The organism is Sulfitobacter sp. AS59 (genome assembly GCF_038899995.1).
Classification (GTDB): Bacteria; Pseudomonadota; Alphaproteobacteria; order Rhodobacterales; family Rhodobacteraceae; genus Sulfitobacter.
The window spans coordinates 605,985-621,543 of sequence record NZ_JBBMQK010000002.1 but is presented as its reverse complement, the minus strand read 5'-3'; the positions used below and the strand labels follow the sequence as shown (position 1 = coordinate 621,543).

Sequence of the window (15,559 nt, the reverse complement as noted above, 5' to 3'; positions counted from 1 at the left end):
CTGTGGCGGATCTGTTTGGCAGTCCAGCAGTCGTAGCAGAAGGGGGGCATCGCCCGCTTGCGGACCGGTTGCGACCAAAATCCTTGGCCGAGGTAATCGGACAACGGCAGGTATTGGGCCCGGATGCGCCGCTTACGGTAATGCTTGAATCGGGGTCTTTAGGCTCGCTGATTTTCTGGGGTCCGCCGGGCGTTGGCAAGACCACGATCGCGCGGCTGCTGGCGGATGAAACCGACCTGCATTTTGTCCAGATCAGCGCGATTTTCAGCGGTGTTCCCGAATTACGCAAGGTGTTCGAGGCGGCCAAGATCAGGCGGCAGAACGGGCAGGGGACATTGCTGTTCGTTGACGAAATCCACCGTTTCAACAAGGCGCAGCAAGACGGTTTCCTGCCGCATATGGAGGACGGTACGATTTTGCTGGTCGGCGCGACCACGGAAAACCCGTCTTTCGAACTGAACGCCGCTGTGCTGAGCAGATCGCAGGTGTTGGTGCTTGAACGCTTGCCGCATGCTGATCTTGAGTTTCTGGCAGAGCGGGCAGAGGCCGAACTGGGCCGCCCGTTGCCTTTGGATAGTGCTGCGCGGGAAAACCTGCTTGAGATGGCAGATGGGGACGGACGCGCCTTGCTCAACCTGATCGAACAGGTTGCGGCGTGGAAAGTGGACGGCGCGTTGGATGGCAAGGCGCTATCGGCGCGGTTGATGCGGCGGGCAGCACAGTACGACAAAGGTGGCGACGCGCATTACAATCTGATCTCGGCGCTGCATAAATCGGTCCGCGGGTCCGACCCTGATGCGTCGCTTTATTGGTTGGCACGGATGCTGGAGGGCGGTGAAGACCCGCGCTATCTGATGCGTCGGATCACCCGCATGGCGGTCGAGGATATCGGGCTTGCCGATCCTCAGGCGCAAGCGATCTGCCTGCAGTCATGGGAAACCTACGAGCGGCTCGGATCGCCCGAGGGGGAATTGGCGCTGGCGCAGGCTGTGACCTATCTGGCGTTGGCCCCAAAATCGAACGCCGCCTATGTCGCCTATAAATCCGCGCGGCGCGCCGCAAAACAGACCGGGTCCGCCCCGCCGCCCAAACATATCATGAATGCGCCAACCAACCTGATGAAAGATCAGGGGTACGGTGCGGGCTATGCCTATGATCACGATGCCGAAGACGGGTTTTCGGGGCAGAACTACTTTCCCGACGGGATGGAGCGGCCGCAGTTGTATCAGCCCGTTGAACGCGGGTTCGAGCGTGACCTGAAAAAGCGGCTCGATTATTTTGAAAAGCTGCGCGCGACGCGCAAAACTTGACAATCCGCGCGCAACGCGTGACAGACCGCAGATGATTTCTACCCTGTTCTTTGTGGCCCTTGGTGGTGCGATTGGCGCGTCCTTGCGATACCTTTGGGGTGTCGGGATTATGCGTGCCTTTGGCATTCTGGATTTTCCGGTGGCTGTGTTGACGGTGAACATTCTGGGATCGTTCATTATGGGGCTGTTCATTGTGGCAGCCGCGCAAAAAGGCCTGACTCATCTGAACCCGTTCATTGCGACGGGTATCTTGGGCGGCTTTACGACGTTCTCATCGTTTTCGCTGGAAACGGTAACACTGATCGAGCGCGGCCAGATCGCATCGGCAGGGATATATGTGGCACTGTCAGTCGGGCTGTCGGTGCTAGGATTAATGCTGGGCCTGATGGTGGCCAGAGGAGTATTTGCATGAGCCGGGTTCAGAACCTGATCATTGAACAGGGCGACGGGGATCAGCGGTTGGACCGCTGGTTCAAACGTATGTTCCCGCTGATCAGTCAGGGGCGTATCGAAAAGATGTGCCGCAAGGGTGAAATTCGTGTCGATGGCGGGCGGGTCAAAGCGTCTACGCGGCTAGAGGTCGGGCAGGAAATTCGCATTCCACCGCTGCCCGATACCGAAGCCCCACCACCACCAAAACGCACACGGATTTCGGATGCGGATGCCAAATTCATCCGGTCCTGTGTGATTTACCGTGACGATTACATTATCGCCCTGAACAAGCCGCCGGGCCTGCCCGTGCAGGGTGGGTCAGGGCAATCTGATCGTCACGTTGATGCCTTGGCTGATGCGCTGATGTTCGATCTGGATGAAAAGCCACGGCTTGTGCACCGCTTGGATAAAGACACCTCGGGTGTGCTGATCATGGCGCGCACGCGGTCGATTGCGGCTGACCTGACATCATCGTTCCGCCACCGCCAAACGCGCAAGATTTACTGGGCGGCTGTCGCTGGTGTTCCACACCCCAAGAACGGGACGATTAAATTCGGTTTGGTCAAAGCGTTCGGTCACGGTGCGCGGGGCGAGGGCGAAAAGATGTATTGCGTCCACCCCAAGGACATGGACACCACCGAAGGGGCCAAGCGCGCCACGACGGATTACGCGACATTGGCACAAGCGGGCAACCGCACCTGTTGGGTCGCGCTGATCCCCGTCACCGGTCGTACGCACCAGCTGCGTGCGCATATGGCCGAGATCGGGCATCCGATTGTCGGTGACGGCAAATACGGTGGCTCCGGTCAGGAAAACATGGGCGACGGGTGGGGCGCGCAACTGGGCGGCGACATCTCGAAAAAGCTGCATCTGCATGCGCGGTCCTTGACGCTTGAGCATCCGGTGACCAAGGCCCGACTGAACCTGATCGCGCCGATGCCTGACCATATGGTGCGCACGTGGAACACGTTCCAATGGTCGCCATCGGATGTACCCGCTGACCCGTTCGAGGAAGACTGGGCGTAAGCGCAGCAGGGCACTTGATCAATCAACCCGATCAGGTGCCAGCAGTGCCGACCCAAATCTGGAGCATTGAAAAATGAGTGATTGGAAAGCCAAACGCTTTTGGAAAGAGGCGCAGGTTGTCGCGCGTGAGGGGGGGCATTCGGTCGAGCTGGATGGCCGTCCGATCAAAACGCCGGCAAAGCAGTTGCTGGTGTTGCCAACGGCCAAGATGGCCGATGCAATCGCCGCTGAATGGCAAGCGCAGGACGGGGTGATCAACCCGCAAACGATGCCATGCACGAAAACCGCCAATGCCGCGATCGACAAGGTTGCGGTTCAGCATACCGAAGTCGCCGATATGTTGGCGGCATATGGCGATTGCGATCTGCTATGTTACCGGGCGGACAGCCCGCAAGAGCTGGTTGACCGCCAAAGCGCTGTCTGGGACCCGATGCTTGACTGGGCAGAGGATGCGTTGGGCGCAAGGTTGCAGCCGCGCACAGGTATCATGCATGTCCCCCAAGACCCCGACGTGTTTGCGGGTCTGACCCGTCGGACACATGCCTTGGATCACTTTGAATTGGCGGCATTCCACGACCTTGTCAGCCTGTCTGGATCACTGGTTTTAGGCTTTGCTGCGGCGATGAATGCCCGCGAAATGGAATCGCTTTGGGATATGTCGCGCCTGGATGAGATCTGGCAGGCCGAATTATGGGGCAAAGACGATGATGCAGAAGCGCTTGCTGCCGCCAAAAAGGGCAGTTTTCTTCACGCAAAGTTAATGTTTGACCTGAGCAAGGCCACCTAGCTGGGAAACTAGGCGGTTGCCCTTTGGTCGAGGCTGTTTTTTAGGCATATAGCCTTGACGCGCCGGCATAAATTCGCCCAAACTCCGTAGCACTAATGGGATCATTCCATTAAAATAGCCTCCGACCCAAAAAAGGTGTCGGTTAAACCACCCATGAACGTGGTGGAAATCAGGAAGAGGTAACTATGAATAAATCCGTATTTTTCGGTGCGCTGACAGTTGCTGGCGTTCTCGCCGGTGCGTCCGCGGCCGCAACACTTGACGACGTGAAAGCGCGCGGCAAGCTGAACTGTGGTGTAACAACTGGTCTTGTCGGCTTTGCCGCACCAAACGCCAATGGCGAATGGGAAGGTTTCGACGTTGCGGTATGCCGCGCCGTTGCAGCCGCCGTTTTTGGTGATCCAACAGCCGTTGAATTCATTCCAACAACCGGCAAAACACGCTTCACAGCGCTTGCCTCGGGCGAGATCGACTTTCTTGCGCGTAACACAACATGGACGTTCTCCCGCGATGTCGACCTGAAGTTCGACTTTATCGGTGTGAACTACTATGACGGCCAAGGCTTCATGGTTCCAAAATCCTTGGGCGTTTCTTCCGCCAAGGATCTGGATGGCGCGACTGTCTGCATTCAAACCGGTACAACAACCGAACTGAACCTTGCTGACTTCTTCCGCTCCAACAACATCTCGTACGAGCCCGTGCCAATCGAGACAAACGCCGAAGGCCAGCAGCAGTACCTTGCCGGTGCATGCGACACTTACACAACTGACGCATCCGGTCTGGCATCCACACGTGCCACATTCGAGAACCCTGGCGATCACGTGATCCTGCCAGAAATCATCTCGAAAGAGCCTTTGGGTCCAGTGGTTCGCCACGGCGACAACGACTGGGGCGACGTGACACGTTGGGTTCTGTACGCTCTGATCGCAGCTGAAGAGCTGGGTGTTACATCGGCAAACGTCGAAGAAATGTCCATGAACACAACCAACCCCGAAGTTGCCCGCCTGTTGGGTTCCGAAGGTACGTTGGGTGAAATGTTGGGTCTTGAAGCCAACTGGGCCAAGAACGCAATCGCGTCTCAAGGCAACTACGGTGAAATCTTTGCCAAGAACATCGGCGAAGAAACACCAATCGGTCTGGCCCGTGGCCTGAACGCTCAGTGGACAGATGGCGGCCTGATGTACGCGCCTCCTTTCCGCTAAGAACTTTGCCAAAGGGCGTGGATTTTTCCACGCCCTTTGCGCCTTTCAAGACAAAAAAACAAAACCGGCCAGCGATATCGAATGATGCGCATGAATGGATCCGGAACACAGGGATAATCTGATGACGACAATGTCCGACCCTCAACAGGGCTCGTTCCGGCTGTCGATGTTGCTGAACGACACCCGCTATAGATCCTATACATTCCAATTTATCGCTTTGGTGCTGTTGATTGCGCTGATGGCCTTTTTGGGCGTCAACTTGATGCGCAACCTCGCCGAAGCGGGCCTCAATATCTCGTATGATTTCCTGGGCGTTCCAGCGGGTTACGATATCAACCAAACGCTGATTGACTATAACAGCCAATCCTCGAACCTTCGGGCGGCGATGGTTGGTATTATCAACACCTTGCTTGTCGCATTTCTGGCCTGTCTGACAGCCACAGTGATCGGTGTGATCGCCGGTGTTGCGCGCCTGTCGAAAAACTGGCTCGTGTCCAAGCTGATGTCCGTCTACGTCGAGATTTTCCGCAACATCCCCGTGCTGATCTGGATCTTGATGATCTACACGCTGATGACGGCGGTTCTGCCTGCGCCTAACGCGTTCCGCGGTGACAACGCCACTTCTAGCATGTTGTTTGATGCATTCGCCTTCACCAACCGCGGTGTTTATATACCCGCGCCAGTGTGGGGGCCGGGCTCGATGATGGTCGTGGCGACCTTCATTCTGTCGATTATCGCAGTGGTTTTCTATCGCCGCTACGCCGTCAAACTGTTGTTTGAAACCGGTAAACTGTTGCCAACCGGCTGGCCGACCTTGGCGATCCTGATTGTCCCAACTATTTTGATGTTCTTCATCATGGGCAGCCCCATCGGGTTGGATATGCCTGCGCTGAAAGGGTTTAACTTTCGCGGTGGTATTCAAATTGGCGCGCCATTGATCGCACTTTGGCTGGCGTTGTCGGTCTATACCGGTGCCTTTATTGCGGAAAACGTGCGGGCCGGTATTCAGGCGATCCCTAAAGGCCAGACCGAGGCCGCGGCATCGCTGGGCTTGCGCCCCAAGCGGGTCATGAACTTGGTCGTCTTGCCGCAAGCCTTGCGGGTGATCATTCCACCGCTGATTTCGCAATACCTGAACATCACCAAAAACTCGTCTCTGGCAATCGCGGTTGGCTATGCCGACATTACGGCGACGCTGGGCGGGATCACCTTGAACCAGACGGGCCGCGCGATCGAATGCGTGCTGTTGTTGATGCTGTTCTATCTCACGATCTCTTTGTCGATCTCTGCGATTATGAACGTCTACAACAAAAACGTCAGCCTGAAGGAGCGGTAATATGTCAGATACACATGCCCAAACCGTTACCTATGTCCGTGATACGATGCTGCCCCAGGCCGCACCGCCATCAACGGCACAAGGCCCGGTCAAATGGGTCCGCGAAAGTCTCTTTTCGTCGATCCCTTATACCATTCTGACGATTGCCGCGCTGTACGTGATCTATGTGCTGCTTTCCGGCTTCCTACCTTGGTTGCTGGGCGGCGTCTGGACGACATCCAACATCCGCGAATGTCGTGAAGTATTGGATGGCGCGACAGGGGGCTGTTTCTCGGTTCTGGCCGAGCGGTGGAACCAGCTGTTGTTCGGTATTTCGTATCCACAAGACGGATACTGGCGCCCGACATTGGCCTTTGTGCTGCTGTTCGTTGCTGTTGCACCGGTTCTGTTTTCAAACTTGCCGCGCCAGTTGCTGATCGTTACTGCGCTGTATCCTTTCATCGCATTCTGGTTGATCTGGGGTGGCTCGTTGTTGGTGCCGGTCTCGGCGCTCGTCAGCATTGTCGTCGGCTATGTCGTCTATGGTAAACTTGTGAAAACAAGCTTTGCAGCCGGACTGGCAGGCGGTGTCGTCGCCGCTGCGGTAGTATGGTTCGTCTTGAGCATGATCACACCAAGCTTGTCGGGCGCTCTCGCGCTTGAGGAAGTGGTGTCGCGGAACATGGGTGGCTTTATGCTGAACATGATCCTTGGGGTGGTGTGCGTGTCGCTCTCGCTGCCTCTGGGTATTCTGTTGGCCCTTGGCCGTCAGTCTCGCCTGCCGATCATCAAGATGATTTGCGTGGTGTTTATCGAATTCATCCGCGGCGTGCCGTTGATCACCTTGCTGTTCGTCGCAAACGTGGTTTTGGCATATTTCTTGCCACCGGGAACCAGCTTTGACCTGATCTTGCGCGTGATCATCATGATCACGATGTTCGCATCAGCATATATCGCCGAAGTTATTCGTGGCGGTCTGGCGGCGTTGCCGCGTGGCCAATACGAGGGCGCTGAAAGCCTTGGCCTTGATTATGCGCAGTCTATGCGTCTGATCATTCTGCCGCAGGCGTTGAAGATCTCGATCCCGGGCATCGTGAACGTCGCTGTGGGTCTGTTCAAAGACACCACACTGGTTTCGATCATTTCGATGTTCGATCTCGTGGGCATGATCCGCGGTCCGATCCTCGCCTCGACCGATTGGAACGGCGTTTATTGGGAACTCTGGGGCTTTGCCGCCCTTCTGTTCTTCGTCGTTTGCTACGGCATCTCGCAATATTCACAATGGCTGGAACGTCAACTCCAGACCGACCACCATTAAGGAAAGGCTGTTATTATGGCTGAACAAGCAAAAGCACTACAGGTCTCGGACGAGGTCGCCATTAGCATTCAAGGGATGAACAAGTGGTACGGCACATTTCACGTGCTGCGCGATATTGATCTGACCGTTTACCGTGGCGAACGTATCGTCATCGCGGGCCCATCCGGGTCGGGTAAATCGACGCTGATCCGTTGCATCAACGCGTTGGAAGAACACCAAAAAGGCCTGATCGAAGTTGATGGCACTGTGTTGTCCTCTGATGTGAAAAACATCGACAAGATCCGGTCAGAGGTTGGCATGTGCTTCCAGCACTTTAACCTCTTCCCGCATCTGACGATCCTTGAGAACTGCACCTTGGCACCGATCTGGGTACGCAAAACACCCAAGAAAGAAGCCGAAGAAATCGCGATGCATTTCCTTGAAAAGGTTAAGATCCCTGATCAAGCGGACAAGTACCCCGGCCAGCTTTCCGGTGGTCAGCAGCAGCGCGTGGCGATTGCGCGCAGCCTGTGTATGCGCCCGCGCATCATGCTGTTTGATGAACCGACATCCGCGCTTGACCCCGAGATGATCAAAGAAGTCTTGGACACCATGGTCGAACTCGCCGAAGAAGGCATGACCATGCTTTGCGTGACCCATGAGATGGGCTTTGCCCGTCAGGTCGCCAACCGCGTGATCTTTATGGATGAAGGTCAGATCGTTGAGCAAAACGAACCTGAAGAGTTCTTTAACAACCCACAAAGCCCACGGACACAACTGTTCCTGAGCCAGATTCTGGGTCACTAAAATACCAGTAAGGCGGGGGAAACCTCGCCTTACTGCTGCGGCGCGGGTAAATCGCGGGGCACGACGAACTGATCCATCGTACCCATACGCCATTTCACGTCCGCCCAATCCTCAACACTAAATGTCGCGACAAGCGTTGCACCCGTGGGATAGTCGGTGATCCCGCCGTTGTCTGACGTTTCGACAATCATTCCGGCCATCGTGCCGATGCCGGGATTGTGGCCGATGATCACGACGGTATCGCCCGATGCACCCCGCAGCGTGGCCAAGATCGTTTCTGGATCAGCGAGATACAGATCGCGGGTAAACTGCACGTCGGTGTCAGGACCAAGCGCAAGACCTTCCAACGTTTCGGCGGCGCGTGTGGCGGTCGAACAAAGAACGGTATCGGGGGCTATCTTTTGTTCACGCAGCCAATCACCAAGCGCTGCGGCACTGGCGCGGCCGCGTGTATTTAGCGGGCGATCATGGTCGGATGTGGCACCTGACCAATCCGACTTTGCATGCCGCATCAGGACAAGACGTTTCATCTTAACCCTTGCGGATGATGCTGCCGGCACCATGCTCGGTAAACAGCTCAAGCAGGCAGGCATTAGGTGCGCGACCGTCAAGGATGACAGCGGCACGCACACCGCCTTCGATTGCGTTCAGGGCGGTTTCCGTCTTGGGGATCATGCCGCCGGCAATCGTCCCATCTGCGATCATCTCGCGAATTTGGGCGGCTGTAAGTTCGGTCAGCACCTCGCCATCGGCGTTTTTGACGCCTGCAACATCCGTCAGCAACAGCAAGCGGTCAGCCTTGAGCGCGGCAGCAATTGCACCGGCTGCGGTGTCGCCGTTGATGTTAAATGTCTCGCCGTTGCGGCCCATTCCCAAGGGGGCAATGACCGGAATGATGCCCTTGTCGGCCAGATCACGCAAAAGGCGGGGGTTAACCTCTTTAGGGGCCCCAACGAGGCCCAATTCGGGGTCTTCCTGGTCGCAGATGATCAGACCGCTGTCTTTGCCAGATACGCCCACACAGCGTCCGCCTTGGGCGGTGATGGCCTGCACGATACGCGCGTTCACAAGGCCCGACAAAACCATCTCGACCACTTCCATAGTCGCAGCGTCGGTCACACGCTTGCCGTTAATAAATTCAGATTTGATATTGAGCCGCTTGAGCATGCTGTTGATCATCGGGCCGCCGCCGTGGATGATCACAGGGTTCACGCCAACCTGACGCATCAGGGCGACATCACGGGCGAATTCTTCCATCGCCTCGTCGCTGCCCATGGCATGGCCGCCCAGCTTGATCACCACCGTGGCGTCGGCATAGCGTTGAAGATAGGGCAAAGCCTGGCTTAGGGTTTGCGCTGTGGCGATCCAGTCGCGGTTCATCTCTTGTTTTCTCATTCTATGCCTAAGGTACCCAAGGGTGTATTCTACGTTAACGTGCTGATAATCGCACGCAATGTCGGAATACCCCAACCCTTTTCCGACGATGTCACGACGATTTCCGGATAGGCAGCGGGGTGTTTGGCAAGGGCCGCACGAACCTGCTCCAAGATCTTGCCGCGCTCTGCTTCTTTCACTTTGTCAGCTTTGGTCAAGACGCATTGAAAGGTCACTGCAGAACTGTCCAGCAGGGACATGATTTCTTCATCAACCTTTTTGACGCCATGGCGCGCATCGATCAACACAAAGGCCCGGCGCAATGTTTGGCGACCGGACAGATATTGCTTGAGCAGACGCTGCCATTTCTCGACCACGGGCAGGGGGGCATTCGCATAGCCATAGCCCGGCAGATCGACGAGGTAATGATCGTCGCCCGCGGTGAAATAGTTAATCTCTTGCGTCCGGCCCGGTGTGTTCGAGGCCCGCGCGAGGGCTTTCATCCCGGTCAAGGCGTTGATCAGTGTTGATTTGCCCACGTTTGACCGCCCGGCAAAGCAAACCTCCAAACGGTCGGCAGGCGGTAGCCCGTCCATGGCAACGACACCCTTTACGAACTCGGTCTCACCCGCGAACAGCAGCCGGCCCTTTTCAGCGGTCAGCGCGTCGGGTTCTTCTGCGATATTAAATTGAATTTGCATCAGATTACCTCTGCTTTTGTGCCAAGCGCGATATCGCCTGATGTGATGACCTCAGCATAGACGCCAAAATTCTGATGTCCAAATACGCTGTTCAAAATATCCAGCGTCGCTGTGTCGCGTTCGCCTGTAATCGGGTTTGTGTTGGTGACGGGGCACCGTTTGATCGGCTCGCGGATGCGCAATACCGCGTCTCCGATTTTGACGTCGCGGCCGATCCAGCCAAATTCAGACCATGCCGCAGTATCATCCAGCCAGATATTACCGCGCCAGCGTTCTTTGGTGATCTCAACCCCCAAGGCATCCGCGACCGCGTGGTGCGATGCCGTGTTCATGATGGATACCGACGGATAGGTGGTATCCGTCATCCCCCGGTTCGGTGCCGCAACGATGGCCGTTGGTGCCGCACGGTTTGACGGGCAAAGCGGTGCAACCCAGTCAAGGAAACGCGCAGTTTCAGCAGGGTCGTCGGGGTGAAAGGTCAGCGATGCAAGGGCCTGATGTGTCAACGTAATTGCACGGTCAGCTTCATCCATTATCGCCCAAATCCCGGCCAGACCTGGGGTGCGCGAGCCGATCATAAAGTTATTGCAGCTCGCCCATTTGGGCGCGCCTGCATCAAACTTTGTCGCCTCGTGCGTCACGGCCCATACCCGATCCCAAGGCATGGTCGCGCCCTGAGCAAGGTGCACTCTCTCAATTGCCTCGCGCCCGTGGCTTTTTATCGGGTGCCGGTAAAGGGCGCAGACCTGCATTACTTTTTGCCTTTGGACGGCGCCTTAGGATCGTTTGCAGCGGATTTGTCCTTGCGTTTCAGCCCGCTTGTAATGTTCCCAAGCAGATCAGGTTTATACCCTTGGCTGCGCATGATCAGGTACTGCTGCGTAAATGTGATGGTGTTGTTCGCGATCCAGTAGACGACTAGACCCGATGCAAAGCCACCCAGCATGAACATAAACACCCATGGCATCCAGGCGAAAATCATTTGCTGTGTCGGGTCTGTGGGGGCCGGGTTCAGCTTTTGCTGAAGGAACATGGATATGCCCAATAGCAGCGGCAAAATACCGATAAATACCAGGGCCATGATCGAACCCGCATCAGGTGAAGCCCATGGCAGAAGGCCGTAAAAGTTGAAAATCGATGTGGGGTCCGGCGCGCTCAGGTCCTGGAAGGGACCAAAGAAAGGCGCGTGGCGCAGCTCGAGCGTGACAAAGATCACCTTGTAGAGCGAGAAAAAGATCGGGATCTGCATCACGATCGGCAAACAGCCCGCTGCGGGGTTTACCTTCTCGCGCTTGTACAGCTCCATCATGCCTTGCTGAAGTTTTTGGCGATCTTCGCCAGCGTCCTTTTTCAGCTTCTCCATCTGGGGCTGAAGCTCTTTCATCTTTGCCATCGAGACATATGATTTATAGGCCAGCGGGAACAACAGCGCCTTGATCAGCAGGGTAAGCCCGATGATGGCGACACCCATGTTGCCGATCAGCAGGTTCAGGTGGTGCAGCACCCAGAAGATTGGCTTGGTCAGGAAGAAGAACCAGCCCCAATCGATCGAGTCGATAAACTTGTAGACACCTTTTGCCTCATACTCGCGCAGGATTTCCCATTCCTTTGCACCGGCGAACAACTGGGTTGTCACTGTCGCGGTCGTGCCCGATGCAATCGTTTGCGTCGGCAATACGGCTTCGGTCTGGAAGATTTCGGTGTTTGGCAGATATTTGACCGTCAGGCGCGATGCTTGTGCAGGGTCGGGGATAAGGTTTGTCATGAAATAGTGGCCGGTGAAACCGATCCAGCCGTTCGTGACGCCGTCAATCCGTTCCGATGGCACACCGTTAATCGGATCAAGGTCCGGGATATCGTCCCAACCTGTTTCAAGAAGTTCGCCATTGTTCATGGCGACCATACCTTCGTGAAGAATAAAGAAGTTTTGCGCGTCAGACGGAATGCCGTGCCGGGCAATGATCCCATAAGGGGCCATCGTCACAGATGTATCGGATGTGTTTTCAACCGATTGCGCGACGTTGAACATATAGTTTTCATCGATGGAGATAACCCGAGAGAAAACCTGACCCGCGCCGTTATCCCATGTCATCGTAACAGGGCTACCCACCGTAAGGGTGTCGCCTTCAGTCAAAGACCAAAGCGTGTTGGGACCTGGGACCTGTTCGGGGGCGATGCCCGCACCAGCGGCCCAGCCGTAAAGCGCGTAATAGGCATCATCAGTGCCGGCGGGGGACAAGAGCGTCACAATCGGTGCGTCGTCGTCAATTGTCGTCCGGTAATCTTTAAGCATCAGATCATCGACCCGACCGCCCAAAAGCGAGATGGACCCGGTAAGGCGCGCAGTCTCGACCGGGATGCGCGGCGCTTGTTCAAGGGCGTCTGCCCGGGTTTCGGAGGACGCAGGCGTTGTTGCCGCATTCGTGCCGGTTGGCACCGACGCGATTGGCGCAGCGGTGCCACCCGAGGTTGCCGCAGCCGTTTCCTGAACGGCGGGTGTGGTTTCCGGAGGGGGGAATAGTACGAACCACCCAAGGATCACTATGAAACTTAGAACCGTCGCTATGATGAGATTCTTGTTCTGATCGTCCATATGACCGCCACCTGATGTCTATAATATCAGCGTGGGTTCAACAGAGTGCAGCACCAAAGGTCAAGCAGATTCGGCCTTTCGCCTGTAGTATTGAAGTTGGTTTCGGGCCGCGGAACTATGCTTTTCCACCCATGATCCTTGGAACGTCGTGCAGTTTTGCGTTATGCGCTTCGATCCACGCAATTGTTTCGTCCATGGGCATCGGGTGCGCAATCCCGAAGCCTTGGACATGGTCGCAGCCAAGTTGGGCCAGAATGACGTGTTCTCCAACGGTTTCGACCCCTTCGGCCAGCGTCTCTACACCCAATCTTTCTGCCATGGTGAGGATCGCGCTGATCATGCGTTGTTGTTCAGGGTCACGGTCGGCCCTCAAGACAAAGGAGCGGTCGATTTTTATGCGGTTTACGCCAAACCGTCGGATCGAAGTGATAGAGGCGTGGCCCGTGCCAAAATCGTCTAGGTCAATCCGGCAGCCTAGGTCGCCCAATGCATTGATGTTTCGGGTGATCATGTCATCAGGCGCGCTTGCTACGACTGTTTCAAGCACCTCAATCGCCAGCCTGCCTGCTGTGAGGTCAAAGCGATCCAATTCCCAGCTGATTTTTCGAATGAGTAAGGGGTTACTAAGTTCAGAACCGGCAAAATTCACGCCGATTTGCGGCACGTGTAACCCGGCTGCGTCCCAGCTTTGTACTGCTGCGAACGCGTGATACATCATCATCTCGGCAAGCCGTTCCGACAATTCAGCCTGTTCTAATGCGGGCAGGAAATCTGATGGGAGCAGCATGCCGCGGGTCGGGTGAGACCATCTGGCCAATGCCTCGAACCCGCTGATTTGGCCTGTTTCGGTCGATATCTGGGGCTGGAACCAAGGCATGATCTGACCATTCTCAAGCGCCTGCGCAACTTCGTCGATAAGGGCGGCAGAATGTGCGGTTGGCGGTATCATGCGGTCGGTAAAGGCACGGATGCCTGATGGCCCGTGGCGCGTTGCCTCTTTCAGCGCGGTAAGTGCGGCACCCAACCAACCTTCGCCAGTGTTGCTGGGCGATCTGCTGTGCTGGCAAAATCCGACAGAGACCGAAACGTAAATAACGGTGCCGTCTATGGAAATAGGGTCTTCCGACACGCGTTGCAGCCTCGCGGCCATTTGGATGCAAAGCTCAAGATCAAGGTGGCGCACCGGATCAAGGCAGACGGCAAAGGTAACATTGTCGACGATGCCCACGCTGTCCTTGTCACGAAGGGATGACATCAAACGTTCTGAAATCTGTGTTCTGACCTGATCCGCGGCGGCCTTTCCAAAGCGGTTTTGTAATTCGGAAAAATCCTCTATCTCGAATGAAAAGACGGCTGATTTCCACCCGATTTCAGTCGCTTTTAGAAATACCTGATCGGCCAAGTCTTTGAACGCATTTGGTTGCAGGAGGCCTGTAACCCCTTCGCGGGCCAGAAGCAGTTGGTTCGCTGACCCATAAAAACTGCCTAGAAAAAGATAGGTAAGGGGGATGGCGACGGCGCAGATCAGTAACGCCTCTTCGCCACCGAACCAGTAGGTAGACAGGCAAAGGGCGGGTAAAAACGCCAACGCCGGGGGGCCGGTCATGATCGTTGAAATGCTGCGTCCCAAGTGTAGAACTGTTGCCTGCAAACTGCGCGCCATCGTTAAACCCCCATCTGACGCGGCTTGCGCGTCGTTGGATCAGCACTAGGGGCTTGCTGGTATCTGTCAGGTTAATGTTCCTGTTTTCTTCCAACCTGAATGCATAAGATTAGACGAAATTCTGCTAGGTATTTCGGGTCAACGCAGCAAAATCGAACAGTTTCGGGTCCAACAGGTGGGAGGGTCTGGCGTTCATCAGGGCGCGGAACATCACCTGACGACGACCAGGACTGTTGGCTTCCCAACCATCCAGAATCGCCTTGACCTGTTGACGTTGCAGACCGTCTTGCGATCCACATAGATCACAAGGAATAATAGGGTAACTCATGGCGTTAGAGAATTTTTCGCAATCAACCTCGGCAACATGGGCGAGTGGCCGATACACGAAAACATCGCCTTCTTCATTCAGCAGTTTGGGCGGCATCGTCGCCAGCCTTCCGCCGTGAAACAAATTCATGAAAAATGTCTCTAAAATGTCATCGCGGTGATGGCCCAAGACAACCGCGCTGCAGCCTTCTTCGCGGGCGATGCGGTACAAATGGCCACGACGCAATCGGCTGCACAGGGCACAGAACGTGCGGCCTGCAGGTATTTTATCCATCACGATTGAATAGGTATCTTGATATTCAATGCGATGCGGAACGCCCATTTTTTCAAGAAATGCTGGCAAAACGGTAGCAGGGAAATTCGGCTGACCCTGATCCAGATTGCAGGCGATAAGCTCAACCGGTAGCAATCCGCGCCATTTCAGTTCGTGCAGAATAGCCAGCAAAGTATAGCTATCCTTGCCGCCGGACATGCAAACCAGCCATTTGGTCCCTGGTTCGATCATGCCATATTGTTCAATCGCCTCGCGCGTGTGCCTCACAAGCCGCTTGCGCAGTTTGCGAAATTCGGTGCTTTGGGGTGCACCGTAAAAAAGCGGGTGAATATCGTCAGGTTGATCCAGCATGGGCTTGGCTTAGATCAACTGCCTGCGCCGATCAAGCGGCGGTTTAAGTCTGGCGCGCGCGATGGCGGCATTTTGTATGAGCTTTGACTGTAAACCGCAG

Annotated in this window: 15 protein-coding genes; 8 read left to right on the top strand and 7 right to left on the bottom strand. The window is 55.8% G+C overall.

Annotation, left to right across the window (positions count from 1 at the left end):
* Nucleotides 1–2 precede the first annotated feature (2 nt).
* The 8 genes from WNY39_RS07365 to WNY39_RS07330 all read left to right on the top strand — a co-directional run bounded on the left by WNY39_RS07365 (nucleotide 3) and on the right by WNY39_RS07330 (nucleotide 8,176).
* Nucleotides 3–1,310, top strand: coding sequence for a replication-associated recombination protein A (locus WNY39_RS07365; protein ID WP_342844946.1), 1,308 nt, complete (start codon nucleotides 3–5; stop codon nucleotides 1,308–1,310).
* A gap of 31 nt (nucleotides 1,311–1,341) precedes the next feature.
* The gene (crcB, locus tag WNY39_RS07360) at nucleotides 1,342–1,722 is read left to right on the top strand and encodes a fluoride efflux transporter CrcB (RefSeq protein WP_341233842.1); all 381 of its coding nucleotides are present in this window, start codon (nucleotides 1,342–1,344) and stop codon (nucleotides 1,720–1,722) included.
* Nucleotides 1,719–2,768: an RluA family pseudouridine synthase gene (locus WNY39_RS07355; protein WP_341233843.1), complete on the top strand. Its 1,050-nt coding sequence runs from the start codon at nucleotides 1,719–1,721 to the stop codon at nucleotides 2,766–2,768. The genes crcB and WNY39_RS07355 overlap by 4 nt, the downstream gene beginning before the upstream one ends.
* Before the next feature lie 73 nt (nucleotides 2,769–2,841).
* Nucleotides 2,842–3,555, top strand: a complete 714-nt coding sequence (locus WNY39_RS07350) for an ATP12 family protein (RefSeq protein WP_342844945.1) — start codon at nucleotides 2,842–2,844, stop codon at nucleotides 3,553–3,555.
* A 185-nt stretch (nucleotides 3,556–3,740) separates the two neighbouring features.
* Nucleotides 3,741–4,757, top strand: a complete 1,017-nt coding sequence (locus WNY39_RS07345; RefSeq protein WP_341233845.1) for an amino acid ABC transporter substrate-binding protein — start codon at nucleotides 3,741–3,743, stop codon at nucleotides 4,755–4,757.
* 121 nt (nucleotides 4,758–4,878) lie between these two features.
* Nucleotides 4,879–6,093, top strand: a complete 1,215-nt coding sequence (locus WNY39_RS07340; protein ID WP_342844944.1) for an ABC transporter permease subunit — start codon at nucleotides 4,879–4,881, stop codon at nucleotides 6,091–6,093.
* Between the two features lies 1 nt (nucleotide 6,094).
* A complete protein-coding gene (locus WNY39_RS07335) occupies nucleotides 6,095–7,390 on the top strand; it encodes an amino acid ABC transporter permease (RefSeq protein WP_342844943.1) in 1,296 nt (431 codons plus the stop codon).
* A 15-nt stretch (nucleotides 7,391–7,405) separates the two neighbouring features.
* Nucleotides 7,406–8,176: an amino acid ABC transporter ATP-binding protein gene (locus tag WNY39_RS07330; RefSeq protein WP_093917665.1), complete on the top strand. Its 771-nt coding sequence runs from the start codon at nucleotides 7,406–7,408 to the stop codon at nucleotides 8,174–8,176.
* Nucleotides 8,177–8,205: 29 nt separating this feature from the next.
* Here WNY39_RS07330 and WNY39_RS07325 read toward each other — a convergent pair whose 3' ends face one another.
* From WNY39_RS07325 to ttcA, 7 genes are all read right to left on the bottom strand, one after another.
* Entirely contained in the window at nucleotides 8,206–8,706 is a 501-nt protein-coding gene (locus WNY39_RS07325) for a histidine phosphatase family protein (protein ID WP_342844942.1), read from the bottom strand.
* Nucleotide 8,707: 1 nt separating this feature from the next.
* Complete coding sequence (gene argB, locus WNY39_RS07320) at nucleotides 8,708–9,571, bottom strand: acetylglutamate kinase (protein WP_342844941.1); 864 nt, start codon at nucleotides 9,569–9,571, stop codon at nucleotides 8,708–8,710.
* 29 nt (nucleotides 9,572–9,600) lie between these two features.
* Nucleotides 9,601–10,251 carry a ribosome biogenesis GTP-binding protein YihA/YsxC gene (yihA, locus tag WNY39_RS07315; protein ID WP_342844940.1) on the bottom strand — a complete coding sequence of 217 codons (651 nt, stop codon included), beginning with the start codon at nucleotides 10,249–10,251 and terminating at the stop codon, nucleotides 9,601–9,603.
* Nucleotides 10,251–11,003 (bottom strand): MOSC N-terminal beta barrel domain-containing protein, encoded by a 753-nt coding sequence (locus WNY39_RS07310; RefSeq protein ID WP_342844939.1) that lies wholly within the window; start codon nucleotides 11,001–11,003, stop codon nucleotides 10,251–10,253. Before WNY39_RS07310 ends, yihA begins: the two co-directional genes overlap by 1 nt.
* Nucleotides 11,003–12,844: a membrane protein insertase YidC gene (yidC, locus tag WNY39_RS07305; RefSeq protein ID WP_342844938.1), complete on the bottom strand. Its 1,842-nt coding sequence runs from the start codon at nucleotides 12,842–12,844 to the stop codon at nucleotides 11,003–11,005. Before yidC ends, WNY39_RS07310 begins: the two co-directional genes overlap by 1 nt.
* Nucleotides 12,845–12,959: 115 nt before the next feature.
* Complete coding sequence (locus tag WNY39_RS07300) at nucleotides 12,960–14,507, bottom strand: GGDEF domain-containing phosphodiesterase (protein ID WP_342844937.1); 1,548 nt, start codon at nucleotides 14,505–14,507, stop codon at nucleotides 12,960–12,962.
* A 124-nt stretch (nucleotides 14,508–14,631) separates the two neighbouring features.
* Nucleotides 14,632–15,459: a tRNA 2-thiocytidine(32) synthetase TtcA gene (gene ttcA / locus WNY39_RS07295; protein ID WP_342844936.1), complete on the bottom strand. Its 828-nt coding sequence runs from the start codon at nucleotides 15,457–15,459 to the stop codon at nucleotides 14,632–14,634.
* Nucleotides 15,460–15,559 lie beyond the last annotated feature (100 nt).

Excerpts from the sequence above, each read along its gene's own strand:
- crcB (WP_341233842.1), top strand. The coding sequence starts at position 1,342 with ATGATTTCTACCCTGTTCTTTGTGGCCCTTGGTGGTGCGATTGGCGCG.
- WNY39_RS07355 (WP_341233843.1), top strand. The coding sequence starts at position 1,719 with ATGAGCCGGGTTCAGAACCTGATCATTGAACAGGGCGACGGGGATCAG.
- WNY39_RS07350 (WP_342844945.1), top strand. The coding sequence starts at position 2,842 with ATGAGTGATTGGAAAGCCAAACGCTTTTGGAAAGAGGCGCAGGTTGTC.
- WNY39_RS07345 (WP_341233845.1), top strand. The coding sequence starts at position 3,741 with ATGAATAAATCCGTATTTTTCGGTGCGCTGACAGTTGCTGGCGTTCTC.
- WNY39_RS07340 (WP_342844944.1), top strand. The coding sequence starts at position 4,879 with ATGACGACAATGTCCGACCCTCAACAGGGCTCGTTCCGGCTGTCGATG.
- WNY39_RS07335 (WP_342844943.1), top strand. The coding sequence starts at position 6,095 with ATGTCAGATACACATGCCCAAACCGTTACCTATGTCCGTGATACGATG.
- WNY39_RS07330 (WP_093917665.1), top strand. The coding sequence starts at position 7,406 with ATGGCTGAACAAGCAAAAGCACTACAGGTCTCGGACGAGGTCGCCATT.
- WNY39_RS07325 (WP_342844942.1), bottom strand. The coding sequence starts at position 8,706 with ATGAAACGTCTTGTCCTGATGCGGCATGCAAAGTCGGATTGGTCAGGT.
- argB (WP_342844941.1), bottom strand. The coding sequence starts at position 9,571 with ATGAGAAAACAAGAGATGAACCGCGACTGGATCGCCACAGCGCAAACC.
- yihA (WP_342844940.1), bottom strand. The coding sequence starts at position 10,251 with ATGCAAATTCAATTTAATATCGCAGAAGAACCCGACGCGCTGACCGCT.
- WNY39_RS07310 (WP_342844939.1), bottom strand. The coding sequence starts at position 11,003 with ATGCAGGTCTGCGCCCTTTACCGGCACCCGATAAAAAGCCACGGGCGC.
- yidC (WP_342844938.1), bottom strand. The coding sequence starts at position 12,844 with ATGGACGATCAGAACAAGAATCTCATCATAGCGACGGTTCTAAGTTTC.
- WNY39_RS07300 (WP_342844937.1), bottom strand. The coding sequence starts at position 14,507 with ATGGCGCGCAGTTTGCAGGCAACAGTTCTACACTTGGGACGCAGCATT.
- ttcA (WP_342844936.1), bottom strand. The coding sequence starts at position 15,459 with ATGCTGGATCAACCTGACGATATTCACCCGCTTTTTTACGGTGCACCC.